20 protein-coding genes are annotated in these 23,200 nt (G+C 74.8%); 11 read left to right on the forward strand and 9 right to left on the reverse strand.

Annotated elements, in window-relative coordinates; translation table 11 throughout:
• Window positions 1-5: 5 nt before the first annotated feature.
• Complete coding sequence (locus OSR43_RS01230) at window positions 6-455, reverse strand: WXG100 family type VII secretion target (protein WP_302269120.1); 450 nt, start codon at window positions 453-455, stop codon at window positions 6-8.
• 104 nt (window positions 456-559) lie between these two features.
• On the opposite strand from OSR43_RS01230, the gene OSR43_RS01235 reads away from it, so the two are divergent.
• Complete coding sequence (locus tag OSR43_RS01235; RefSeq protein WP_302269121.1) at window positions 560-1,888, forward strand: YncE family protein; 1,329 nt, start codon at window positions 560-562, stop codon at window positions 1,886-1,888.
• On the opposite strand, the gene OSR43_RS01240 is transcribed toward OSR43_RS01235, so the two are convergent.
• The 4 genes from OSR43_RS01240 to OSR43_RS01255 are packed head-to-tail and all read right to left on the reverse strand — an operon-like array spanning window position 1,875 to window position 6,502.
• Window positions 1,875-3,296: a hypothetical protein gene (locus OSR43_RS01240; protein WP_302269122.1), complete on the reverse strand. Its 1,422-nt coding sequence runs from the start codon at window positions 3,294-3,296 to the stop codon at window positions 1,875-1,877. The two genes, OSR43_RS01235 and OSR43_RS01240, sit on opposite strands and share 14 nt — an antisense overlap.
• Window positions 3,293-3,727: a hypothetical protein gene (locus OSR43_RS01245; protein WP_302269123.1), complete on the reverse strand. Its 435-nt coding sequence runs from the start codon at window positions 3,725-3,727 to the stop codon at window positions 3,293-3,295. The genes OSR43_RS01240 and OSR43_RS01245 overlap by 4 nt, the downstream gene beginning before the upstream one ends.
• Before the next feature lie 42 nt (window positions 3,728-3,769).
• Complete coding sequence (locus OSR43_RS01250) at window positions 3,770-4,957, reverse strand: aminotransferase class I/II-fold pyridoxal phosphate-dependent enzyme (RefSeq protein ID WP_302269124.1); 1,188 nt, start codon at window positions 4,955-4,957, stop codon at window positions 3,770-3,772.
• 33 nt (window positions 4,958-4,990) lie between these two features.
• On the reverse strand, window positions 4,991-6,502 hold the full coding sequence (locus OSR43_RS01255) for an FAD-binding protein (RefSeq protein WP_302269125.1): 1,512 nt from the start codon (window positions 6,500-6,502) through the stop codon (window positions 4,991-4,993).
• A gap of 46 nt (window positions 6,503-6,548) precedes the next feature.
• On the opposite strand from OSR43_RS01255, the gene OSR43_RS01260 reads away from it, so the two are divergent.
• On the forward strand, window positions 6,549-7,568 hold the full coding sequence (locus tag OSR43_RS01260; RefSeq protein ID WP_302271760.1) for a TlpA disulfide reductase family protein: 1,020 nt from the start codon (window positions 6,549-6,551) through the stop codon (window positions 7,566-7,568).
• A gap of 87 nt (window positions 7,569-7,655) precedes the next feature.
• Window positions 7,656-9,182 carry a potassium/proton antiporter gene (locus tag OSR43_RS01265; RefSeq protein ID WP_302269126.1) on the forward strand — a complete coding sequence of 509 codons (1,527 nt, stop codon included), beginning with the start codon at window positions 7,656-7,658 and terminating at the stop codon, window positions 9,180-9,182.
• Window positions 9,183-9,207: 25 nt separating this feature from the next.
• Here OSR43_RS01265 and OSR43_RS01270 read toward each other — a convergent pair whose 3' ends face one another.
• The gene (locus OSR43_RS01270) at window positions 9,208-9,726 is read right to left on the reverse strand and encodes a LytR C-terminal domain-containing protein (RefSeq protein WP_302269127.1); all 519 of its coding nucleotides are present in this window, start codon (window positions 9,724-9,726) and stop codon (window positions 9,208-9,210) included.
• Window positions 9,727-10,029, reverse strand: a complete 303-nt coding sequence (locus tag OSR43_RS01275) for a type II toxin-antitoxin system VapB family antitoxin (protein WP_302269128.1) — start codon at window positions 10,027-10,029, stop codon at window positions 9,727-9,729.
• A gap of 111 nt (window positions 10,030-10,140) precedes the next feature.
• Here OSR43_RS01275 and OSR43_RS01280 point away from each other — a divergent pair, with 111 nt between their 5' ends.
• Window positions 10,141-11,715 carry a helicase HerA-like domain-containing protein gene (locus OSR43_RS01280; protein WP_302269130.1) on the forward strand — a complete coding sequence of 525 codons (1,575 nt, stop codon included), beginning with the start codon at window positions 10,141-10,143 and terminating at the stop codon, window positions 11,713-11,715.
• 7 nt (window positions 11,716-11,722) lie between these two features.
• Here the strand turns inward: OSR43_RS01280 and OSR43_RS01285 are convergent, their stop codons facing one another.
• Window positions 11,723-11,911 (reverse strand): hypothetical protein, encoded by a 189-nt coding sequence (locus OSR43_RS01285; protein WP_302269131.1) that lies wholly within the window; start codon window positions 11,909-11,911, stop codon window positions 11,723-11,725.
• A gap of 125 nt (window positions 11,912-12,036) precedes the next feature.
• On the opposite strand from OSR43_RS01285, the gene OSR43_RS01290 reads away from it, so the two are divergent.
• Window positions 12,037-12,489, forward strand: coding sequence for a nuclear transport factor 2 family protein (locus OSR43_RS01290; RefSeq protein ID WP_302269132.1), 453 nt, complete (start codon window positions 12,037-12,039; stop codon window positions 12,487-12,489).
• 15 nt (window positions 12,490-12,504) lie between these two features.
• On the opposite strand, the gene eccCa is transcribed toward OSR43_RS01290, so the two are convergent.
• Entirely contained in the window at window positions 12,505-16,479 is a 3,975-nt protein-coding gene (eccCa, locus tag OSR43_RS01295) for a type VII secretion protein EccCa (RefSeq protein ID WP_302269133.1), read from the reverse strand.
• A gap of 234 nt (window positions 16,480-16,713) precedes the next feature.
• On the opposite strand from eccCa, the gene OSR43_RS01300 reads away from it, so the two are divergent.
• The 6 genes from OSR43_RS01300 (at window position 16,714) to OSR43_RS01325 (ending at window position 23,153) form a co-directional block, all read left to right on the forward strand.
• Window positions 16,714-18,093 carry a hypothetical protein gene (locus tag OSR43_RS01300; RefSeq protein ID WP_302269134.1) on the forward strand — a complete coding sequence of 460 codons (1,380 nt, stop codon included), beginning with the start codon at window positions 16,714-16,716 and terminating at the stop codon, window positions 18,091-18,093.
• A 158-nt stretch (window positions 18,094-18,251) separates the two neighbouring features.
• On the forward strand, window positions 18,252-18,566 hold the full coding sequence (locus OSR43_RS01305) for a WXG100 family type VII secretion target (RefSeq protein ID WP_302269135.1): 315 nt from the start codon (window positions 18,252-18,254) through the stop codon (window positions 18,564-18,566).
• Window positions 18,567-18,597: 31 nt separating this feature from the next.
• Complete coding sequence (locus OSR43_RS01310; protein WP_302269137.1) at window positions 18,598-18,894, forward strand: WXG100 family type VII secretion target; 297 nt, start codon at window positions 18,598-18,600, stop codon at window positions 18,892-18,894.
• Window positions 18,895-19,056: 162 nt separating this feature from the next.
• Window positions 19,057-20,409, forward strand: a complete 1,353-nt coding sequence (gene eccD, locus OSR43_RS01315; RefSeq protein ID WP_302269138.1) for a type VII secretion integral membrane protein EccD — start codon at window positions 19,057-19,059, stop codon at window positions 20,407-20,409.
• A gap of 6 nt (window positions 20,410-20,415) precedes the next feature.
• On the forward strand, window positions 20,416-21,852 hold the full coding sequence (gene eccB / locus OSR43_RS01320; RefSeq protein WP_302269139.1) for a type VII secretion protein EccB: 1,437 nt from the start codon (window positions 20,416-20,418) through the stop codon (window positions 21,850-21,852).
• The gene (locus tag OSR43_RS01325; protein WP_302269140.1) at window positions 21,843-23,153 is read left to right on the forward strand and encodes a S8 family serine peptidase; all 1,311 of its coding nucleotides are present in this window, start codon (window positions 21,843-21,845) and stop codon (window positions 23,151-23,153) included. The genes eccB and OSR43_RS01325 overlap by 10 nt, the downstream gene beginning before the upstream one ends.
• The last annotated feature ends 47 nt before the right edge of the window (window positions 23,154-23,200 follow it).

Consider the following 23,200-nt stretch of genomic DNA (forward strand, 5'->3'; position numbering starts at 1 on the left):
GTGCCTCACAGTCCGGGGAGGTGGACGCCGAGCCAGTCCTGGTGGCCGGGCGGGGGAGGGTCGAACGCAGCGAGCTGCAGGTCGGTCGGGTCGGGGGTGCGGGTTGCCCCGGCGGGGTCGCCCGCGGCCAGGGACTGCACCCGGGAGACGCGGGACCGGGCGTCGGCCACGAGACCGGTCGCCTTGCGCTCGACCTGCGCGATGGCGTCCTTGACCCGGTCGACCTCCTGGAGGTGGCGGTCGAGGGAGTCCGCGGCCCGGTCGTGCCCGGCGGCGGCCTCCCGCAGGCGCGAGGCGCGGTCGTGGACCCGCTCGCGCATGGACTCCGCGGCACGGCCGGTCCAGCCGGTGCCCTCGGTGCGCGCCACGAGCTGGTCGGCGAGCGTGCGCAGGTCGGTGCCCTGCTCGCGCAGCTGCCGGGCGCGCCGGCGCATGGCGTCGCTGTCGCCGTACATCGATCGATCCTCCTCACCGGACCGCTCGACGTGCGGTCCCGGCTGCCGGTCGCATTCCCGCGGGGCCCTGTCCCGAAACGCCCGCAGGCGGCAGGATCGGGCCCATGCGCCACCGCCGCTCCGCCGTGCTCGCCGCCCTCGGCCTGGTCCTCGCGATGAGCGGGTCCCCCTCGGGGCCGCTCGCCCCCGCCGCCGCGGAGGAGGTCCCGACCTCGGCCCGGCAGACGGCGCGCAAGGCCGACGGGGTGCGGCGGGCGGTCTTCGTCGGCAACAACTGGGACGGCACCGCGAGCATCGTGACGCCCGGGAACCTCCGGCGCCTCGGGCGGATCGACATCATCCCGGACCGGGCCGAGCGGATGCAGGAGATCGCGCTCAACCCCTACCGGCTCGCCTACTTCCTGGCGATCCGCGCGCTCATCGGGGAGGGACACGACCAGTACGTCGACGACATGTACTCCTCCAACGACGGCAGGCTGCTGGTCGTCTCGCGGCCCTCGTTCGGCGACGTCGTCGGCATCGACCTGGCCAGCCAGGAGATCGCCTGGCGCTTCCCGGTCGCCGGCGTCCGCTCGGACCACATGGCGGTCTCGCCCGACGGCAAGCGGGTCGTCGTCAGCGCCTCCACCGGCAACGTCGTCCACGTCCTGCGGATGAGGGACGGCAAGGAGGTCGGCCGGTTCCCCTCCGGCGGCTCGCCCCACGAGAGCACCTACATCGACGGCGGCAGGCGGATCCTGCACGCGAGCATCGGGCTGGTCTACACCCCGCTCGACGCCCCGGCGCTCGACCCGCTCAAGGACGACCGGGTGCTGCAGGTCGTCGACGCGCGCACCGACGAGGTGGTCCGCCGCTACGACCTGCGCAAGGCCCTCGACGACCGCGGGATGACCGAGGTCAGCACGGCGGTCCGCCCGATCACGCTGAGCCCGGACGAGGAGAAGCTGTACTTCCAGCTCTCCTTCTTCCACGGCTTCGTCGAGATGGACCGGCGCACCGGCGCGATCACCCGCGTCAAGCGGCTGCCGAACCTCGTCCCGGACACCCCCCGCGAGCTCTACCTCCTCGACTCCGCCCACCACGGGATCGCGATGAACCACCGCGGCACCAAGCTCTGCGTCGCCGGGACGATGTCGGACTACGCGACCGTCGTGGACGCCCGGACGTTCCGGACCGGCAAGCTCCTCGAGGGCGGGCTGAAGCCGTACTGGGTCACGCCGAGCTGGGACGGCGAGCACTGCTACGTCTCGTGGAGCGGCTCGGACAAGATCTCCAAGATCTCCTACGCGACCGGGCGGATCGTCCGCAGCGCGAAGGTCGGCTACCACCCGCAGCGGGTCCGGAACGGGTTCGTGGCCCGGGGCCTCGTCGCCGGCCTGCCCGAGGTGGTGCCGGAGCCGTCGCTGCTGCAGCAGGTCCCTACGGCCCCCTGACCACCGCGAAGGACTGGCCGGTCACCGTGGTGCCCGGGCCACCGACGTAGCCCTGCCCCGCGAGGTGCTGGAGCACGTCGGCCACCGACGGGTGCGCGGTCCCCTCGGCCACCGCCGTGTCGAGCGCGGCGGCCACCGCGGTGTGGTGCCGGATCCCGTGGGCGTCGGCGGGGCCGGCGGGCCCGGGGTCCTGGTCGCCGAACCGCACCGTCGTCTGCTGGACGGTGTCGGGGTTGTCCTCGCCGTCGAGCAGCGGCACCACGTCGCCGCGGTGCTCCAGCGAGAGCACCTGCGACCCGGCCGGGAAGCCGTCGAGGTGCGCGGTCGGCGCGCCTGCCGTCACCACGGCGGTCACCGCGAACGGGCTGCCCTGCGCCAGCACCGCAGCGGCCACCATCCCGCCCTGGGAGTGCCCGACGAGCAGCACCGGCTCGTCCCTCCCGACGCCCGCCTGCGCCATGGCGTCGAGCACGCCCTGCTGGTAGGGGTTGTCGGCCCCGGCGAGGAGCAGGAGGTTCGTCTGCAGGTCGCGCACGTCCCCGTCCCGGGTCCACGGCAGCGTCGTCAGGTCGTCGGTGCCCGGGAGGTACACGACGTGGCGCACCGAGCCGTCGGCGTCGGTCGCCGTCTGGACCTCGATGGTGCCGTCGGCCCCGGTCGTGTGCACCTCGTCGAGGTGGGCGAGCAGATCGGCCAACCCGCCCGGCTGGCGGCCGGCGTGCGGCGGTCCCAGCGGCACCGCCACGCCCGTCCCGGGATCGCCGTACGCCGTGGCCAGCGCCGCGGCGGCCGCCTCGGGGCCCGGCGTGAGGGCCGGCACCCCGAGCGGCGCACCCGCTGGCACGCCCCACGGGCCGCGCAGCCCGTCGAGCAGGCCGCCCCCGCCGTTGACCAGGTGCTGCAGCGCGCCGGGGTGCTGGGCGGCCAGCCGCCCCACCAGGGCCGGCAGGTACGGCGCCAGCGGGGCCAGGGCCGGCAGCAGCCCGGGCACCAGGGCCGGCAGCGCGGTGCCGACCGCCCGCCCGGCCAGGTGGTCGAGCACCTCGAACGCCGCGTGCACCCCCGCGTCGGCCTCCTCCAGCGCCGCCACCGCCAGCCGCACGGCCACCGCGTCCGCCTCCCACGCGGCGGCCGCGGCCAGGGCGCCCTGCGGACCGGTCGCCGCGGCCAGGACGGCCACCTCGGCCTCGACGAAGGTCCGCGGCGCGAGCAGGGCCGACGCGGCCAGGTCGCCGTCGAGCAGCGTGCGCGTGCCGAGCGAGGCCCACCCGCGCATCCGGTCGCCGGCGCGGTCGTAGGCCTCCGCGAGGGCCCGCACCGCGACGTACGCCGCGGCGAGGCCGTGCGAGCCCCCGGTCACGCCGGTCACCTGGGCCGCTGCTGCCGCCGCCGGCACGGCGCCGCTCACCACGGCACCCGCGGCAGGTCGACGTCGAGCCAGTCCCGGTGCCCGGGCGGCGGTGGCGAGAACCGGTCGAGCAGCCGCTCGACCGGGTCCCCCAGCCCTCCGAGCCGGTCCAGCGCCGCCGCGACGAGCGCCCGGAACCGTGCCTCGGCCGCGGCGACCAGCTCGAGGCGGTGCTCGACCTCCGCGGCGTGCCGGTCGAGGGCGTCGGCGGCGTCGTCGTGCAGCGCGGCGGTGCGCCGCAGCCCGGACCCGCCCGCGGCCGCACGGTGCCGCAGCGCGTCGGCCGCGAGACCGTCCCAGGGGACCGCCCGGGCCAGCCCGACCAGCCGGTCCGCCTCGGACCGGACCGCCGCCGCCTGCTCGCGCAACCCAGCGGCGAGCGCCCGGATCGCCCCCGGGTCGCCGTACCTGCTGCTGCCTGCTCCGTCCATGGGGAAGGCTTGCCCGGGCGCGCCGGGGGGATAACCCGTGTGTCAGAGGGCTGTGGACAACCGCTCGAGAGCCTGCTCGATCTCCGACTGCTGGCCCGCGAAGGACATCCGCACGAACCGCCCGCCCTCGACGGTGTCGAAGTCGACGCCCGGCGCCACCGCGACGCCGACCCGCTGCAGCAGGTCGTGGGCGAGGGCCATCGAGTCGTCGGTGAGGTGGCCGACGTCGGCGTAGACGTAGAAGGCCCCGTCGGCCGGCGCGAGCCGGGTGATCCCCAGCCCGGCCAGGCCGTCCAGGAGCAGGCGACGGTTCGCGGCGTACCGGGCGACGTGCCCGTCGAGCTCGGCGTACGACGCGTCGTCGAACGCCGCCAGGCAGGCGCGCTGCGCGATCACCGGCGGGCAGATCGTGAAGTTGCCGGTCAGCACGTCGACCGCGCGCCGCAGCCGGTCCGGGACGAGCATCCAGCCGATCCGCCAGCCGGTCATCGAGAAGTACTTGGAGAACGACGAGAAGACGACCGCCTCGCGCGACGTCTCCCACGCGCTGCGGGCCAGGGCCGGGGCGCCGTCGAGCGGTGCGTACTCGATGCCGTGGTAGATCTCGTCTGAGATCAGCTGCACCCCGTTGGCCTCGCACCAGGCGGCCAGCGCCGCGAGCTCCTCGGGCAGCAGCATGGTGCCGGTCGGGTTGGCCGGGCTCGCCACGACCAGGCCCGCGAGGCCGACCTCGGCGTGCAGCGCGGCGACCTGCTCGACGCTCGGCTGGAACCGCGTCGCCGGGCCGGTCGCGATCTCCACCACCTCGCAGCCGAGCGCCGCCAGCACGTTGCGGTAGCAGGGGTAGCCCGGACGGGCCATCGCCACCTTGTCGCCCACGTCGAACGCCGCCAGGAAGGCCAGCAGGAAGCCGCCGCTGCTGCCGGTGGTCACCACGACGTCCTGCGGGGCGACCTCGATGCCGTGCGCGCGGCGGTGGTGGCCGGCGATCGCCTCCCGCAGCTCGAGGATGCCCGCGGCCGGGGTGTAGCCGAGCGGGTCGCCGGACTGCAGCAGCCGCACGGCGTCGGCCGCGACCGGCGCCGGGGCCCCCGTGCTCGGCTGGCCGGCCAGCAGGTTGACCATGTCGCCGTGCGTGCGCTGCCGCTCGGCGGACGCGGCCAGCAGGTCCATGACGTGGAACGGCGGGACGTTGGCGCGGCTGGCGACGGCGAGACGCTCGTGGTTCACGCCGCCGACCCTACGGCGGCCGTCGGCGCGGCCTCAGCCGGCCGAGGCGAGCCGGGCGCGGGCCGCCGCGACGCCCGCACGCCGCCCGAAGAACGACCCCTCGCCGAGCTGGGTGCCCGAGCAGTAGCCCTTGCCGTCCTGGGCGAGGTTCGAGGCGCACGCGCCCGCGGCGTACAGCCCCGGCACGACGGAGCCGTCGGCCCGCTGCGCCTCGCCGTCGACGGTGGTGCGGACGCCGCCGAGGGTGAACCCGGCGTACACCGCCTTGCCGAGGGTCAGGTCGAAGACCGCCCAGGGGCCGACCCGCTGGGAGGCGAGCCAGTCGGGGTGCTTGTGGAAGTCGGGGTCCTCGCCGCGCTCGGCGTGGTCGTTGTAGCGGTCGAGCGTCGCCTGCACCGAGCCGCTCGGCAACCCGAGGGCCTCCTCGAGCTCCGCGACGGTCTCGTAGCCGTCGACCAGCGGGACGAGCGGGTACTTCGCGTACTCCACGTGCTCGCTGTCGACGATGAGGTAGGCCGCGGAACCGGCCTGCTCCATCACGAGCTGCGACGTGCGCGAGTGGTAGGAGTCCTCGGCCACGAACCGCTGCCCCGCGCGGTTGACGATGATGCCGGTGAGGAGCACCGACGGCGGGTAGAACGGCGCGGTGATGAACGGCTCGTCCATGTGCTTGAGCTCGGCGCCGACCGAGCTGCCCAGGCGGATGCCGAGCCCGTCGTCGTAGGTGGAGCCGAGCACGAAGGGCTTCTCCGCGAGCCGGGGGGTGTGGGCGGCGACCATGTCGGGGTTCATCACGAACCCGCCGGCGGCCAGCACGACGCCACCCGCCCGGACGTGCCCGGTCGTCTCGAAGGAGCGCCACGCGACGCCCTCGACGACCTGGCGGCCCTCGGCTTCCTCGCCGACGACGAGGTTGGTCACCCCGGTCTCGTAGCGGACCTCCACCCCGGCCTCCTCGAGCCGGTCGCGGAGCAGGTCCATCACCATCTTGGTGCCCTCGGTGTCGCCGGCGACCGGCACCTTGTGCCCGCGGGGCGCGGGACGGGCCAGGTCGCGGTAGGGCCAGACCTTCTCGCTGCCGGTGTACATCAGTCCCTGGGTGCCGGGCTGGATGACCGCCTTCTCCGGGTAGTAGGAGCGCTCGAACTCGAAGCCGAGCCCCTCGAGCCAGTCGAAGTGCTCGACCGAGCCCTCGCAGTAGGCGCGGATCTTGTCGTGCTCGGGCTCCTTGGAGACCGCGACGAGGTAGTCGTACATCGCCTCGACCGAGTCCTCGTGCCCGGTGGCTCGCTGCACCGCCGTGCCGCCGCCGAGGTAGAAGTGGCCGCCCGAGAGGCTCGAGGTGCCCCCGTGCACCGCCGCGCGCTCCAGCAGCAGCACCCGGGCGCCCGCCCGCGCCGCCTCGAGCGCCGCGCAGCCGCCGGCGATCCCGAAGCCCACCACCACGACGTCGTAGGACTCGGCGTCGGCGGGCAGCGAGGAGGCCGGGACCGTCGCCGGGACCTCGGTGCCCTTGCTCGGGGTGTCGGGAGTCGTCGCAGTCATGCGAGGAATCTAGAACATGTTCCAGTTCCGTGCGATCCTCGCGGGCATGGTGGTCCTCATCGACGTCGACGGCACCGCGCACGACCTGCCGCTCATCGAGGGGTACGTCGACGCCGACGCCCTCGCGGCCGCGACCGGGTGGGTGCTCAAGCCGGTCGGCCTGTGCCGGGGCGACGTGTGCGTGCCGCTGCTGGGCCGCTCCGTCGCCCACCCCGACGACCCGCGGCGGGTGTCCCTGGCCGCCTGGGCGGCCGCGCTGGACCTGCTGCTCGTGCTGGACGCCGAGGAGCAGGTCGCCGCGCTCGCGCCCTCGGCGGCGGCGCACGCCCGGGACCTCGGCGACGGCCGGGCGCCCAGCCTGGTCCTGCCCGACGTGGACGGCGAGCCGGTGTCCTTCGACGACCTCTCCGGCCACAAGCGGGTGCTGGTCACCTGGGCGTCCTGGTGCGGGTGCCGCCACGAGCTGGCCGGCTGGCAGCGGGTGCAGGACGAGCTCGCCGACGCCGGGCTGCGGATCTTCTCCGTCGCCCTCGACGCCGACCCGGAGGACTCCCGGCCGTGGATCGTCGCCGGCGCGCCGACGTACCCCGTCGCCGTCGACACCGCCCACGTCACCGCGGAGCGGTACGGCATCACGAACGTCCCCTCGGTGGTGTGGGTCGACGAGGACGACCGGATCGTCAAGCCGCCGACCATCGCGCCGGGCGACGACCAGTTCGTCGACTTCACCAGGATCGACAGCGAGCAGCACCACGAGGCCCTGCGGCGCTGGGTGCACGACGGCGTGCTGCCGGCGAGCGCGTCCGCCCCGGCCCCCGAGCGCACCGACGACGAGCAGCTGGCGCTGGCCGAGCGGCGGGTGGCGGCGCATCTCCAGCGGGCCGGGCGGACCGGCGCCGCCCGGGCGCACCTCGCCACCGCGCAGGCGCTGGCGCCGTGGGACTGGACCGTGCGCCGGGGCGGGATCATGATGACCGGCGGCGACCCCTTCCTGGGCGAGGAGTTCACCTCCTTCTGGGAGGAGTGGGCCGCCGCGGGCCGTCCCGGCTACACCCCCACGACCTGACCGGTCGCACCTCGGCTCCTGCGTCGGGGAGCGGCCTCGCCGGCCGATAGACTGAGGGCTCCGCCGTCCCCGATCGCCCGAGGTGAGATGACCTTCGACGCCCATCAGCTGGACGTGTTCCTGCTGGTCGGCTCGGCCGTCGCGTTCCTCGCCGTCCTCGCCGTGCGTGCCTCGAGCAGGGCCGGGCTGCCGAGCCTGCTGATCTACCTGCTCATGGGCGTCCTGCTGGGGGAGTCCGGCCTCGGGATCCACTTCGAGGACGCCGAGCTCGCCCACGCGCTCGGCTTCGGCGCGCTCGTCGTGATCCTCGCCGAGGGCGGCCTGACGACGAGCTGGCGGGAGATCAGGCCGGCGATGCGGCTCGGCGTCGCGCTCTCCACCCTCGGCGTCGCCATATCGGTGGCGGTGGTGGCCTGCGGTGCGCACTACCTGCTCGGCATGGACTGGCAGCTCGCCGTCCTGCTCGGTGCGTGCACCTCGGCCACCGACGCCGCCGCGGTCTTCTCGGTGCTGCGTGCGGTGCCCCTGCCCCGACGGCTGACCGGCGCGCTCGAGGCGGAGTCCGGCCTCAACGACGCCCCGGTCGTCGTCCTGGTCGTCCTGGTCTCCTCCGGCGCCGCGGCCGAGGACGGCGTGCTCGCGATGGCCGGGCTGATCGTCTTCGAGCTCCTCGCCGGCATCGCCATCGGCCTGGCGATCGGCTTCGGCGGCGGCTGGGTGATGCGCCGGGCGGCCCTGCCGTCCTCGGGGCTCTACCCGATCGCGGTCATGTGCCTGACGGTCCTCGCGTACGGCGTGGGCGCGGCGGTCCACGCCTCCGGCTTCGCCGCGGTGTACGTCGCCGCGCTGGTGCTCGGCAACGCCGAGCTGCCCCACCGCGCGGCCACCCGGTCCTTCTCCGAGGGCATCGCCTGGATCGCGCAGATCGGGCTGTTCGTGATGCTCGGGCTGCTCCTGTCGCCGGGCCGGCTCACCTGGGAGACCGTCGGCCTCGGGTTCGCCTCCGGCCTGGTGCTCACCTTCGTGGCCCGCCCGCTCTCGGTGCTGGCCTGCTGCCTGGTGCAGCGGATGCCCAAGCGGGAGGCGGCGTTCATCTCCTGGGCCGGCCTGCGCGGCGCGGTGCCGATCGTCTTCACGACCATCCCGCTGGCCGAGGGCATCGACGGAGCCGAGCAGCTCTTCGACATCGTCTTCGTGCTGGTGGTCATCTACACCCTGCTCACCGGCCCCACGCTGCCGCTCGTGGCCCGGCTGCTGCGGGTCGCCCGGCGCTCCCAGCCGCGCGACCTCGACGTCGAGGCGGCGCCGCTGGAGCGGATCGCCGCGGACCTGCTGCAGGTGACGATCAGCCCGCGCTCGCTGATGCACGGCGTCGAGGTCGGCGAGCTGCGCCTGCCCAAGGGGGCGGTGGTCTCGATGGTGATCCGGGACGGGGAGACCATCGTCCCCGAGCGGCGCACGGTCCTGCGCCGGGGCGACGACCTGCTCGTCGTCACGCCGCGCAAGGTGCGCGAGCAGACCGAGCAGCGGCTGCGCCAGGTCTCCCTGGGCGGCCGGCTCGGACAGTGGCTCGGCGAGCACGACCACGCGTCCGGCGCCGCGGACCTGCCCTGACCCCGCCGGCCCCGACCCGACGCCGCTAGTCGGGCGGGCTGCAGACGACGGAGTCGCGGCCGACCCGTATCGAGGTGCGGTCGGGACCGGCGAGCTCCTGGAACCGGTCGCCGACCACCACGGTGACGCCCGGGTAGTCCGACTCGCGCCGGACGACCCGGGTGTCCGGCCCGAGGCGGCGGGCCAGGAGCCGGACGGCCGGGTTCGCCGGCCCGTCGGTCCAGACCTGGGCGTAGTCGACCCGGGTGCCGCGCGCCGCGTTGCCGGTGTCGCCGGCCACGAAGCCGTCGTCGGTCAGCAGCTGCATGGACCGCCCGGCGAGCCCCTCGCGGCCGCTCGCGTTGAGCACGCTCACGACGACCTGGTCGGCGAAGAGCTTGCTCCCCGCCTCGACCTCGACGTCGGTGCAGACCGGGGTGTCCACGGCGCCGGGGAACGGCTTGGTCACCGCCGACCAGCCCCAGGCGGCGCCGGCGAGCAGCAGCAGCGCCAGCACGCCGATCGTGAGCAGGGTGCGCACCCGTTGGTCGAGTCCGTGGAGCACCTAGGCCGTCCCCTCGATGCTGTGCACCCGGGCGTGCAGCACGTTGCGCTGCTGCAGCGCGGCGCGCAGGGCGCGGTGCAGGCCGTCCTCGAGGTAGTACTCCCCCCGCCAGAGGACCACGTGGGCGAACAGGTCGCCGTAGAACGTCGAGTCCTCGTCCAGCAGCGCCGCGAGCTGCAGGGTGTCCTTGGTCGTGACCAGCTGGTCCAGGCGCACCTGCCGCGGGGGCAGCGCGGCCCACGCCCGGGCGCTGAGCCCGTGGTCGGGGTAGGGCCGACCGTCGCCCACCCGCTTGAAGATCACGTGCCGACCATAGCGATCCGGGCCCCGGTGCGCCCCCGACCGCAGGAGCGGCGGCGTCTCTCGCCGCCGCACAGGGGGTACGCCGCGTTCCGGGCTGGCTACGCTCGCGCCATGGCCGGCACCGAGCAGGACCTCGTCCCGACCGTCCGAGCGGGCTACGACTTCGAGGGGCCGGCGCTCGAGCTCGGCCGGCTGCTGGTCGACGCGGAGACGCTGACCGACGTGCCGGTGCGCATCCCGCTGGCCATGCTGAACCGGCACGGCCTGGTCGCGGGCGCGACCGGAACCGGGAAGACCAAGACGCTGCAGCTGATGGCCGAGCAGCTGAGCGCGGCGGGCGTCCCGGTCTTCGCCGCGGACGTCAAGGGCGACCTGTCGGGCCTGGCGACCGCCGGTGAGCGGTCGGACCGGGTCGTGGAGCGGGCGGCCTCGGTCGGCCAGGACTGGACCGGTCGGGCGTTCCCCGTCGAGCTGCTCGCGATCGGGGGCCTCGGCACCGGCGTGCCGCTGCGGGTGACGATCAGCGCGTTCGGGCCGGTGCTGCTCTCGAAGGTCCTCGGCCTCAACGACACCCAGGAGTCGAGCCTCGGCCTGGTCTTCCACTACGCCGACGAGGCGGGCCTGCCGCTGCTGGACCTCGCCGACCTGCGGGCCGTGGTCGCGCACCTGCTCAGCGAGGAGGGCCGCGCGGAGCTCAAGACGCTCGGTGGGCTCTCCACCGCGACCGCCGGGGTGATCCTGCGCGAGCTGGTCGCGCTGGAGGACCTCGGTGCCGAGGCGTTCTTCGGTGAGCCCGAGCTCGACACCGCGGACCTCCTGCGCACCACCGACGACGGCCGGGGAGTGGTGTCCCTGGTGGAGCTGGCCCAGCTGCAGGACCGGCCGGCGGTGTTCTCGACGTTCCTGCTCTGGCTGCTGGCCGACCTCTTCCACGACCTCCCCGAGGTGGGCGACGTGGACCGGCCGCGGCTGGTGTTCTTCTTCGACGAGGCGCACCTGCTCTTCCGGGACGCCTCGAAGGCGTTCTTCGAGCAGGTGGCGCAGACGGTGCGGCTGATCCGGTCCAAGGGCGTCGGCGTCTTCTTCGTGACCCAGAGCCCGACCGACGTGCCGGACGAGGTGCTGGCCCAGCTGGGCTCGCGCGTCCAGCACCAGCTGCGCGCGCACACGCCGAACGACGCCAAGGCGCTCAAGGCCACCGTGTCGACGTACCCGCACTCGGCCTACGACGACCTCGGCCGGGTCGTCACGGGCCTGGGCATCGGCGAGGCGGTCGTGACGGTGATGGACGAGCGGGGCGCGCCGACGCCGGTCGCGTGGACCCGGCTACGCGCGCCGGAGTCGCTGATGGCGCCGACCGACCCCGCCGCGCAGGCGGCGCTGGTCGCGGCGAGCCCGCTGCAGGAGCGGTACGGCGCCGCCGTCGACCGCGACTCGGCCCGGGAGCGGCTGGCCGCCCGCCTCGAGGAGGGCGCGCGCAAGGCCGCGCAGGAGCAGCAGGACCAGCAGGACCGGGTGCCGGAGGAGCCGGCGCCGAGGCCGACCCGCCGGCGCACCGGCCGGCGCAGCACCCGGGGCGAGCCGGACCTCGTGCGCGACGTCGTGGAGTCGAAGGTCTTCCGCGACGTCGTGCGCACCGCGGCCCGGGAGATCGCCCGTGGGATGTTCCGCACCGGCCGGCGCTAGCGCCGGGTCAGGCCGACCAGCGCAGGGAGTCGTCGACGAAGTCGGCGAGCGCGTGCACGCCGCGCAGGTCGTCGCGCTCCTCCATCAGCCGGGCGAGGGCCTGGGAGTGGCGCAGGCGCAGGGCGACGCGCTGGGCTCGGATCTGCTCGAGCCTCTGGTCGATGGTGGTGGCAGGGTCGAGCGTGGTGGGCTCCATGACGGCCTCCTCTACGGGCGGAACGGGGTGGCACCAGCGTGGAGGAGCCACGTCGCGGGCGGGTTGACGCACGGTTACGGGCAGGTTTAACGACAGCGGACCGCGGTGTGATCTACGTTGCACCGGTGACCAGCGACGTGGACGAGATCTGCCGGCTGAAGTACCGCTACCTGCGCACGCTCGACACCAAGCAGTGGGACGACTTCGAGCAGTGCTTCGTCCCGGAGGCGACCGGGGACTACAACGGCCTGGCCTTCGCCGACCGCGGCGCCCTGGTCGGCTACATGCGGGAGAACGTCGTGGAGGGGATGATCACTCTCCACCAGGCCCACCACCCCGAGATCACCGTGACCGGCGACAGCGCCACCGGCCACTGGTACCTCCAGGACAAGGTGATCGTGGAGGCGTTCCGCTTCGTCCTCGAGGGGGCGGCGATCTACACCGACCGCTACGTCCGCACGCCCGCGGGCTGGCGGGTGGCGCACACCGGCTACCGGCGCACCTACGAGATGACGTGGAGCATGGACGACGTGCCGAGCCTCAAGGTCAGCGGCCCGGGCTCCCACACCCACGCCTGAGCCGCCGGGCCCGGCTCACATCGTCATCTCGGTCCAGGCCGTCTGCACCACGTCGACGCCGCGGTCGCGGGTGAGCAGCCGGCCGCGGCCGGCGGGCGCCGGGGTGGGCCGCAGGTTGCCGAGGATCGGCCCCTCGTCCGGGCTGCCCGAGAGCAGCAGGCCGGGCATCGCCAGGTCGCGCATCGACTGGATGACGGGCTCGTAGAGGGCGCGCGACGCGCCGCCGGACCGCCGGGCGACGACCACGTGCAGGCCGACGTCGCGGGCCTGCGCCATCAGCGGCTGCAGCGCGGTGACCGGCGAGGACTGCTGGGTCGCGACGAGGTCGTAGTCGTCGACCAGCACGAAGACCTCCGCGCCGGTCCACCACGTGCGGTTGCGCAGCTGCTCGGGGGTGACGTCGGGGCCGGGGATCCGGTTCTCCAGGTACGTCGCGAGGTCCCGCAGCGCCGGCTGCGCCTGGGTCGCGGAGGTGAGGTAGTTGAGGAGGTACTCCTCGGGGACCTCGCCCAGCAGCGAGCGGCGGTAGTCCACGATCGCGATCTGCGCCTGCTTGGGGCTGCGGGTGCGCATGATCTCCTGCGCGTAGGCCCGCAGCACCGAGCTCTTGCCGGACTGCCCGTCGCCGAAGACCAGCAGGTGCGGCTCGGTGTCGGGGTCGAGCGCGACCGGCGCCAGCTCCTTCTCGTTGATGCCGAGCAGGACCCGCTTGTCGGTGACGTCCGCGGGCTCGACCGTGGTGTCCACGCGGGCCAGGCGGCGGACCTCGGCCAGGTCGATCCGCTCCGGCAGGAGCCGCAGCTTCGGGCCGTCGGGGCCGGGCCAGGCGGCGGCGACCCGCTTGACGAGGTCGTCGACGCCGTCGCCGAGGCTCTCGGTGTCGGGCGTGCCGTCGATGCGGGGGAGCGCGCCGAGGAAGTGCAGCTTGCCGGGCACGAGGCCGCGGCCCGGGCGCCCCGCGGGCACCAGCTGGGCGATCTTGCGGTCGATCTCGGAGTCCATGGCGTCGCCGAGGCGCAGCTCGAGCCGGGTGCCGAACATGTCGCGCATCGCGGCGCGGAAGTCCGCCCACCGCGTGGCGCCCGCGACGACGTGGAAGCCGAACGTCAGGCCGCGGGTGGCCAGCTGCTGGATCTCCAGCTCGAGGTCGTCGAAGTCCGCGCGGATGCTGCTCCAGCCGTCCACGACGAGGAACACGTCGCCGTAGCCGTCGTCGACGCGGCCGGCCGCCCGGCGGGACCGGTAGGTCTCGATGGAGTCGATGCCGTTGGCGCGGAAGTACGCCTCGCGCCGGTCGACGACCCCGCGGACCTCGGCGAGGATCCGTCGCACCACGTCCGGCTCCGAGCGGCTGCCGACGCCGGCCACGTGCGGCAGCGCGGTCATCGGCGCGAACGTGCCGCCACCGAAGTCGAGGACGAAGAACTGCGTCTCCAGCGGCGTCGTCGTGAGCGCCATGCTCGTCACCACGGTGCGCAGCAGCGTGCTCTTGCCCGACCGGGGGCCACCGACGACCGCGACGTGGCCGCCGGCGCCGCTGAGGTTGACCGTGAGGGTGTCGCGGCGCTGCTCGCGCGGGCGGTCGACGGTGCCCAGCGGGACCACGAGCCCGCCGAGGTCGCGCCACGCCGGTGCGACGAGGCCGAGCTCGGGGTCCTCGACCAGGCCGGACATCAGCTCGTCGAGGGTGTCGGGGACGTCCAGCGGCGGCAGCCAGACCTGGTGGGCGGCCGGGCCCTGCCCGACCATGTGCGAGACCGCGATGTCGAGCAGCGACTCCTGGCTCTCGTGCTCCACGACTGCCGGCTGCTGCTCGGGCTCGTCGGACTCGGGCGCGTCGAGGGTGAGCACCTCCGCCACCGTGAACGGCAGGATGCCCTGGACGTGGCCGCCCTCGTCGCGGCGTACCCGCTGGCGCCCGGTCGGCGGGCCCGAGACGTACGCCGCCTTGAACCGCAGCAGCGTCGTCGGGTCGGGCTTGAGGTAGCCCAGGCCGGGGACCGGCGGCAGCTCGTAGGCGTCGGGCACGCCGAGGACGCCACGGGACTCCTGCGCGCTGAACGTGCGCAGGCCGACCCGGTAGGACAGGTGGGACTCCAGCCCGCGCAGCCGGCCCTCCTCGAGGCGCTGCGAGGCGAGCAGCAGGTGCAGGCCCAGCGAGCGGCCGAGGCGGCCGATCGCGACGAAGAGGTCGATGAACTCCGGCTTGGCCGACAGCATCTCGGAGAACTCGTCGACGACGATGAACAGCGACGGCAGCGGCGCGAGGTCCTCGCCGGCGCTGCGGGCCTTCTCGTAGTCGCGGACCGACGCGTAGTTGCCGGCGTCGCGCAGCAGCTCCTGGCGCCGCACCATCTCACCGGACAGCGCGTCCTGCATGCGGTCGACGAGCGTGAGCTCGTTCTCGAGGTTGGTGATGACCGCCGAGACGTGCGGCATCGCGCTCATCCCGGCGAAGGTCGCGCCACCCTTGAAGTCGACGAGCACCATGTTCAGCTGCTCGGGGCTGTGCGTCATCGCCAGGCCGAGCACGAGGGTGCGCAGGAACTCCGACTTGCCCGAGCCGGTCGCGCCGATCACCAGGCCGTGGGGGCCCATGCCCTGCTGGGCGGACTCCTTGATGTCGAGGTGGACCATCGCGCCGCCCTCGCCGAGCCCGATCGGCACGCGCAGCCGGTCGCGCGCCGGCCGGGTGCGCCAGGCGGCGCTCGGCTCGAAGCGGCGCACGTCGCCGAGGCCGAGCAGGTCCATGAAGTCGGTGGGACCGGTGATCTCGCCGCTGGTCGGCTCGACGACGCCGGAGGCGACCGTGTGCAGCGGGGTGAGCCGCCGGGCGCAGGCCTCGGCGCTGGCCAGGTCGCACTGGTCGGCGCGGGCCGGGATGGGCTCCTCGCGCAGGCGCAGCGCCAGCACCGGCTGCCGGCCCTCGCGGTCGGTGTGGCCCTCGACCTGGATCCGCAGCCGGGTGGCGTCCTCCAGCTCGTCCCACCGGGCCGGGAGGTCGAGGATCGTCATGCCGTGCAGGCCGTCCGGCGGGACGACGTGGTTGCCCGGCGGCAGCTCGCCGCCGTCGACCACGAGCAGGATGTGCGGCGTCGCCGGCCGCTCGTCGGCGCCGAACCTGGGCCGGTCGCTGAGGTCGGGCGGCAGCAGTGCGGCCAGGTCGGCCAGGTTGGTGGTCACCATCCGCATCGGGCCCACCGCGTCGGACTGCTGGGCGCTCTGGGCGTGCGGCAGCCACTTGACCCAGTCCCAGTGGGCGAGGTTCTGCTCCGAGGCGAGCACCGCGACCAGCAGGTGCTCGGGGGAGTGGAACGTCGCGGCGGTGCAGATCATCGCCCGGGCCAGGGCGCGGGAGGGCTCCTCGGGGCCGCAGACCTCGACCCGGTCGAAGGCCCGCAGGTCCACCGAGGCCGGCAGGTCGGGCTGGAGCCGGTGGACGACCAGCAGCCGGTGCAGCGCCGAGGCGGCGGCCGGGTCGACCTGGTCGATCGGCGCGCTCTCCGGCGGCACCAGGTCGACCGCGAGCGGCTGGGCGCAGGTGCCGTACCGCACCTGCAGGAAGCGGGGGTCGCTCGCGCCGCGCTCCCACACCCGCGAGCGCTCCTCGGCGATGACCGGCAGCGCGGAGGGGTCGGGGTGGTGCCAGGTCAGCGCGCGGCGCTGCTGGTCGGCGGACTCGCGGGCGAGCTTGCGGACGGTGGCGAGGTAGCGGAGGTACTCGGTCCGCGAGCCGGTGACCTGCTGGGCGCGCTGCTTCCGCTGCCGGTCGATCTGGACGACGATGAAGCCGATGGTCGCGAAGAGGAACATGCCGGCGGCGATGAAGCTGCGGCTGGAGTTGCCGCCCGACTGACCCGCCATCGTGGCCACCAGGACGATCGAGCCGAGGCTGCCGAGCATCGGGATCGCGTTCATGAGCACGCCGGCGGCGCCCTCGTGCGGCTCGATCTCCGGCGGCGGCTGGAGCACGAGCTGGCCGGAGGGCATCTCCGGCTCCTCGGCGCGTGCCCCACGAAGCGTCGTACTCACCCAGGCTCCTCGATGGCCGTTGCGCGTCGAGCCGCGGTCGTGCGGCCCCCGCGGCATCGTGCCCGGGAGGGAGTCGCTCAATCCTGCTCGTGGTCGCCTGATGATAGGCAGCGGGCACCACGCCGGCCACCGACCCGGATACTCTCCTCGCCACCGGGCTCTGAAGCCGCACGCGTCGACCACGGAGGACCGATGGCCGGGGGAACCACCGACGTCCTGGCGCTCAGCGTCCACGGCTCCGCAGGCGTGGTCGACCTGGTCGTCCCCGCCGAGGCCGTGGCGCGCGACGTCGCCGCGGCGTACGCCGAGCAGGCCGGCCTGGCAGCCGTCCCGCGCCTTGCCCGCGCGACCGGCGCGGCACTGTCCGACGACGTGGCGCTGGCCGACGCCGGCGTCGACGCCGGGACGGTGCTCGTGGCCCTGCTGCCCGGTGAGGGCGCGCCGACGGCCCCGGCGGCGAGCGGTCGCGGCCGAGCCCGTGTCCAGACCACCGCCGCCCACGGCCCCGGCGAGCCGGGCCCGCTCTCGGTGCTGTGGTTCGGCGTCTCCTCGGCGCTCGCCGGGCTGGCCGGCTGGCTCGCCGCCCAGGCCGGGCCCGGCGACCTGCGCGACGCCGCCGTGGTCCTGCTCGCCGTGGCCGCGGTCGTCGCCGTGCTCCCGGTGGGACGCCACGCCGGGCGGCGTGCCGTCACCGCGCCGGCGTTCGCCGGCGCCGCCGCCTTCGCCGTCCTCTGGGACCCCGCTCCCGAGCGGCTGCCGACCGTCGTCGGCACCGCCGCCCTCGTGGCGGCCGTCGCGGCGGCCGTGGCCCGGTCGCTCGACCGGCGCTCCGAGGAGGCGCTGCGGACCTGGATGGTCGTCGGCGGCGGGGTCTTCGTGGTGTCGGTGCTCGCCGCGCTGGCCGGGTTCTCCGAGCAGGTGGTCTGGGCGACGCTGCTCGTGGCCGCGGTGCTGGCGGCCCGGCTCGTCCCCGGCTGGGCGGTCGACGTGCCCGACCAGCTCCTCATCGACCTCGAGCGGCTCGCCGTGACCGCCTGGTCGGCCCGCGACCGGCCGACCGGGCGGCGGGGTCGCACCCTCGTCCGGCCGCGTGCCGTCGCCGAGGTGGCCGCCCGCGGCGCCCGGATCATCACCGCGGCCTCGGTGGCGGTCCTGGCCGTCGCCGCCACCTCCGCGCCACTGCTGCTGGCGACCGCCACGGTCCCGCTCGACCGGATCGGCGCCCGGGTGCTCGTCGGCGCGGCCGGCGCGACGCTGCTGCTCGCTGCGCGCAGCTACCGGCACGTCGCCGCGCGCCGCCTGCTTCGGACCGCCGGCCTCGCGTGCGAGGCAGCGCTCCTGGTCCACCTGCTCGACGAGCTCGGGGGCGGGTGGGGGACCACGGTCGCCACGGCCGCGATCGCGGTCGCCGTGCTGCTGGTCGTCGTCGCGGTGGCGACCGGTCGCGGCTGGCGCTCGGCGTGGTGGTCGCGCCGGGCCGAGGTGCTCGAGGGCGTCTGCGGCGCGTTCGCCGTGGGTTCGGTGGTCGTCGCGGTGGGTCTCTTCCGTGCCCTGTGGGAAAGGACTTTCTGAGGTTTAGGGGGTGGGGCGCCGGGTAGATCGTTGCCTGTCCGCCCCGCAGGACCGGGTGGGCCTCAGATCTGCAGAGCACCACCTCGGGACGTCCCGGGGCCATCAGGGAAGAACCCATCCGGCGGCGACTGCCGCTGATCTACGTGAGGAGATGCGACATGTCGCAGGGGATGTACGGACAGGGCGAGAACACTCTCTCCCAGGCCGCGGGGATGGTGTCGGACGCACACGCCGACTTCAACAACCTCGCCAACACGCTCACCGGCCAGATCCAGGGCCTCCAGGGCAAGTGGGTCGGCCAGGGCGGTCAGGCCTTCTTCACCCTGCACCAGACCTGGTCGGAGAAGCAGAAGGTGATCGTCAACGCGCTCACCGACTTCGAGAACTCGCTGCAGTCCACGGAGAAGGACAACAAGTCCACCGACGAGGGGAACAGCGGCAACCTCTCCAACCTCACCTCCCGCCTGAGCTGACCCCCCGACCAAGGACTGAGGAGACATCGACATGAACCTCGACGGCATCCGCGTCAACCACGCCGGCCTCGACACCGCGGCCTCCGACCTCATGCAGGCCGTGAAGAACATCGACGACCGGCTCAACCGCCTCGAGAGCGAGCTCGCCCCGCTCCGCAGTGACTGGGACGGCCAGGCCCAGCAGGCCTACACCGTCGCCAAGCAGAAGTGGGACGGCGCCATCACCGAGATGCGCGACATCTTGTCCCAGACCAGCCAGGCCGTCAGCCAGTCGAACCAGGAGTACGCCGCCGCCGACAAGCGCGGCGCCGCGGCCTTCGACATCTGAGTCGGCGACCGAGCCGACCGACCATCCGGCACGTCCGGGTGGAGACGACCTCGAAGGGGTCGATGCCTCCGGGCGTCGGCCCCTTCGAGGTCTCCCTGCGCGCCGCCGCGCCGGCGCTAGGCTTCGCGCGGCCAACCGGCACGACCCCCTCGAGGAGACACGATGAGCCAGGCGTCCACCAGCACGTCCGGACTGGTCCGGGTGACGGTGGCCTCGGGCACGCGGCGGGTGGACCTCGTCCTCCCCGGCGCGGTGCCGGTCGCCGAGCTGCTCCCCGAGCTGGCCCGCAGCGTGGGCCTGCTGGACCCGGCCACGGTCTACGGCGGCTACCGGATCGTCACGGCCGAGGGCCGTCGGCTGGCCGGTGACTCCGGCCTGACCATCCAGGGCGTGGAGGACGGCGGGCTGCTCACCGTCTCCGCGGGCGTCGACGACGAGCCGCCACGGGTCTACGACGACGTCGTCGAGGCGATGACCGACGTGGTCGAGCGGGACCTCAAGCCCTGGGAGCCGGCCTCCGGGCGACGTACCGCCCTCGCCGCGGCCGGGTTGCTGATGGCCCTGGGCGCGGTCGCCCTGCTCATCCAGCGCGGGTCGCTCCTCGCCGGCGTCGCCGCCGGCGTCGTGGCCCTCGCCCTGGTCGCCGGCGCGATCGTGCTCTCCCGCGCGCAGCGCGAGCCGGAGGCCGCCGTCGCGGTCGCCTGGATGGGCGCGGCGTACGCCGCCGTCGCCGGCCTGATGCTCGTGACCGACGACTACCTCTTCGGCCTGCCGATGGCCGCCGCCGGCGGTGGCGCGCTGCTCGCCGGCCTGGTGTCCCTGCTGGGGCTCGGCGAGGGGCGCACGCTCGTCACGCCGCCCGTGGTCGTGGGCGCCGTCCTGCTGGCGACCGGACTGGTGATGGACGCCGTCGACGTCGACCACCGGGTCGTGCTGACCACGACGCTGGTGCTGGTGGTGCTGGCCGGCTCGGTCTTCCCCTGGCTCGCGCTCGGCGCGACCGGCACGAAGACCGAGCAGCTCTACACGGTCGCCGACATCACCGCCGACCCCGACGACGTCGACCCGCACCGGGTCCGGTCCGATGCCCGCGTGGCCCACGAGATCCTCATCGGCATCTCCTCGACCGTCGGGCTGCTGCTGGTCATCGCGGCCCCGCTCGCGGTGTCCCTCGGCCTCTCCGGCACGCTCCTCGCCGTCGTGGCCTGCCTCGTGGTCATGCTGCGCACGCGGCAGTACCGCACCGGCTCCGAGGTCCTCGTCGGACTCGTCTCCGGCATCGCCGGCCTCGTCGCGGTGGCCGTCGCGCTGCTGTGGCTGCACCCGGACTGGCGCCCCACCGCCGCGGTCGCGCTCGCCGCGACCGGCGCGGTCCTCCTCGCCGCCACGCTGCTCCCCGGCGAACCGTCCCTGCGGCGCGGCCGCCTCGGCGACCTCGCCGAGTCGCTGTGCCTGCTCTCGCTCCTCCCGCTCACGGTCGTGGCGACCGGCGTCTTCGCGGCCGTGCGGGGCTAGCCGCCGATGGCCACCAAGAAGGACCTCGTCGAGGCCCACTCCTTCAGCCGCCGGCGCCTGGTGACGGCGTTCGTCTCCGGTGCACCCGGTGGCCGCGAGGTCGAGCCCACCCGGCCGGGCCGCACGGTCATCGGCGGCGTGGCGCTCGCCATCCTGCTGGTCGCCGGCGCCGCGATCGCCTCGATCCTCAACCCGCGGGCGCCCAGCGACTGGACCGACGGCGGGCTGGTGGTCTCCAAGAAGGGCGGCGCGTCGTACGTCATCCTCGAGGGCGGGGACGACCCCGAGCTGCGACCGGTGATCAACCCGACCTCGGCCCAGCTCATCCTCGGCTCCGACACCGAGCCGAGCTTCGTGGACCAGTCGGAGATCGACAAGTACGTCCCCGGGGAGCCGATCGGCATCCTCGACGCGCCGGCGACCGTGCCGGACGAGGACATGCTGCTGGACGCCGACTGGACGGCCTGCACCGCCGAGGGCCGGGGCATCAAGGTCGACGTCTCCGCCGAGCAGCTCGTCACGCCGACGACCACCGCCGGCCTCCTCGTCGAGGCCGGCGGGCGGTTCTACCTGGTCGCGGAGTCCGAGCGCGCCGAGCTGGGCGACCAGACCCGCGCCTACCTCTACGCCGTGCCGGACCAGGGCGCCAGCGACCTGCTGCTGCAGCAGCTCGGGCTCGGGATCCGCGAGGAGGCCGTGCGCGTGCCCGAGCAGTGGCTCACGCTGTTCCCTGCCGGCGGCCCGCTCAGCTTCTCCAGCTTCGGGCTCACCGGCTTCGGCGAGCGCTCGCCCAACGCCGGCCAGGACGGCATCCCGACCGGGGCCCGGATCGGCGACCGCTACGAGTCCGGGGGCATCGAGCTGCTGCTCACGGCCGAGGGGCCGGTCAGCCTCGACCCCTTCGCAGCGGCGGTCTACGCCAGCGTCGAGAAGCCCGCGGGCTACGAGCCCCGCACCCTCGAGCCCGAGGGCGACCCCCAGCTGACCCAGGCGGTGCCCGCCTACCAGCGCGCCAACTGGCCCGCCGGGACCCTCGACGCCGTGCCCGGCGAGCAGTGCGCCGTTCTGCTTCCCGAGCCCGACGGCGCTCCGGTCGTGCACATCGGGACCAACCCCACCGCCGACGCCTCCGTCGAGGAGGCCGCGACCCCGCGCGGCAAGGTCGACCAGACGCTCGACGCCGGCCGCGGCGCCTACGTGCTCAGCGCCGGGTGGGACGAGCGGCGCGTCGGGTCGCCGCACTTCATCGACTCCAAGGGCATCTCCTACGCGCTGGTGGGCCGCGAGGTCGCGGACCGCCTCGGGTACGGCGACACCGACCCGCCGATCGTCCCCGACACCTGGGTCGAGCTGTTTGACCCAGGCGTGGCGCTCTCGGTGGACGCCGCCCTGTGTCCCCCCGAGCTGCCCGACAAGCGCCGAGGGTCGACGACGTGCGAGTGAGCCGGGCCGCGGTCGCCGGCGCGCTGGTGGCCGGGCTCGTCCTGGTCCCCGGCAGCCCGGCGCACGCCGAGACGGTCGACTGCCTCAGCACCGACCCCGAGGCGCCGATCCCCTCCTCGAGCACGGACCGCAGCCTGCCCCTCGACGCCCTCGGCATGTCCGAGGTCGAGGACTGGCTGGACACGCGCGCCGCCGGCCGGCGGGACCGGCCCGGCGCCGGCGTGCGGGTGGCGGTGCTGGACTCCGGCGTGGCGCCGCGCGCCGTGCAGGCCGGGATCCCCGTCGTCCGGCAGGTCTCGTTCACGCGCGGCGGCGCGGTCGTCGACGACGCGCACGGCACCGCCGTGGCCGGCCTCATCGCCGGGCCGCCACGGCAGGGGACCGGCGGCGAGGACCTGCCGGTCGGCATCGCCCCGGGCGCGGAGATCGTCGACGTCAAGGTCTACGACGCCGCGCAGCCCGACGAGGGGCAGGACGGGGTGGAGCCGGCCAACCTCGTCGCCGGGCTCAACTGGGTCGCCGACAACGCCAGGGCGCTGCGGATCGGCGTCGTCAACGTGTCCCTCGCGGTGGGGGAGTACCCCCCGCTGACCCGGGCGCTGCGCCGGCTGGCCGCCGCCGACGTGGTCGTGGTCGCCGCCAGCGGCAACCGCCCCGAGGAGGGCGACCCGCTGTACGCCGAGTTCGGGCTGGAGGAGGGCCAGGACGCCCCGCCGCCCGGACAGGACGCCGCCGGGCAGGTGTGGCCGGCGGCGTACCCCCGGGTGCTGGCGGTCAGCTCCACCGCCGACGGCAGCGGCGCCCCCGACGCGACCGACGTGGTCCTGCAGAACAGCGACATCGACGTCGCCGTGCCGGCGTTCGGCGCCATCTCCTACGGCCTCGACGGAGGGACCTGCGGCCTGCCGTCGATCTACACCTCGTGGGCGGCCGCCGAGGTGAGCGGCATCGTCGCGGTGCTGCGCTCCGCCTTCGACGAGCGTGCGCCGCAGATCGTCGCGCGGCTGGTGGCCACCGCGAGCGGCACCCCCGACACCGCCGCGACCCGCAACGTGCAGACCGGCGCCGGCGTGGTGCAGCCCTACGAGGCGCTCGTGCGGCCGCTGCGCCCGTCGAAGGACGGGGAGCTGCGCCGCAGCACCAGCGACGACCGCGACGTGGAGCGGGCGACGGCGCCGCCCGAGGAGGTCGACCTGCTCGCCGGCGCCAGCGACCGCGCGCTGTGGTGGGGCCTGGTGGCCGGCGGGGCGCTGCTGCTCGCGCTCGTCCTGCGCCCGGTCCTGGCGCGCCGCCGCTCCTGAGGTCCCCCGGACGACGGACGGCGCCGCACCTTGCGGTGCGGCGCCGT

The organism is Nocardioides sp. Arc9.136 (assembly GCF_030506255.1).
Classification (GTDB): Bacteria; Actinomycetota; Actinomycetes; order Propionibacteriales; family Nocardioidaceae; genus Nocardioides.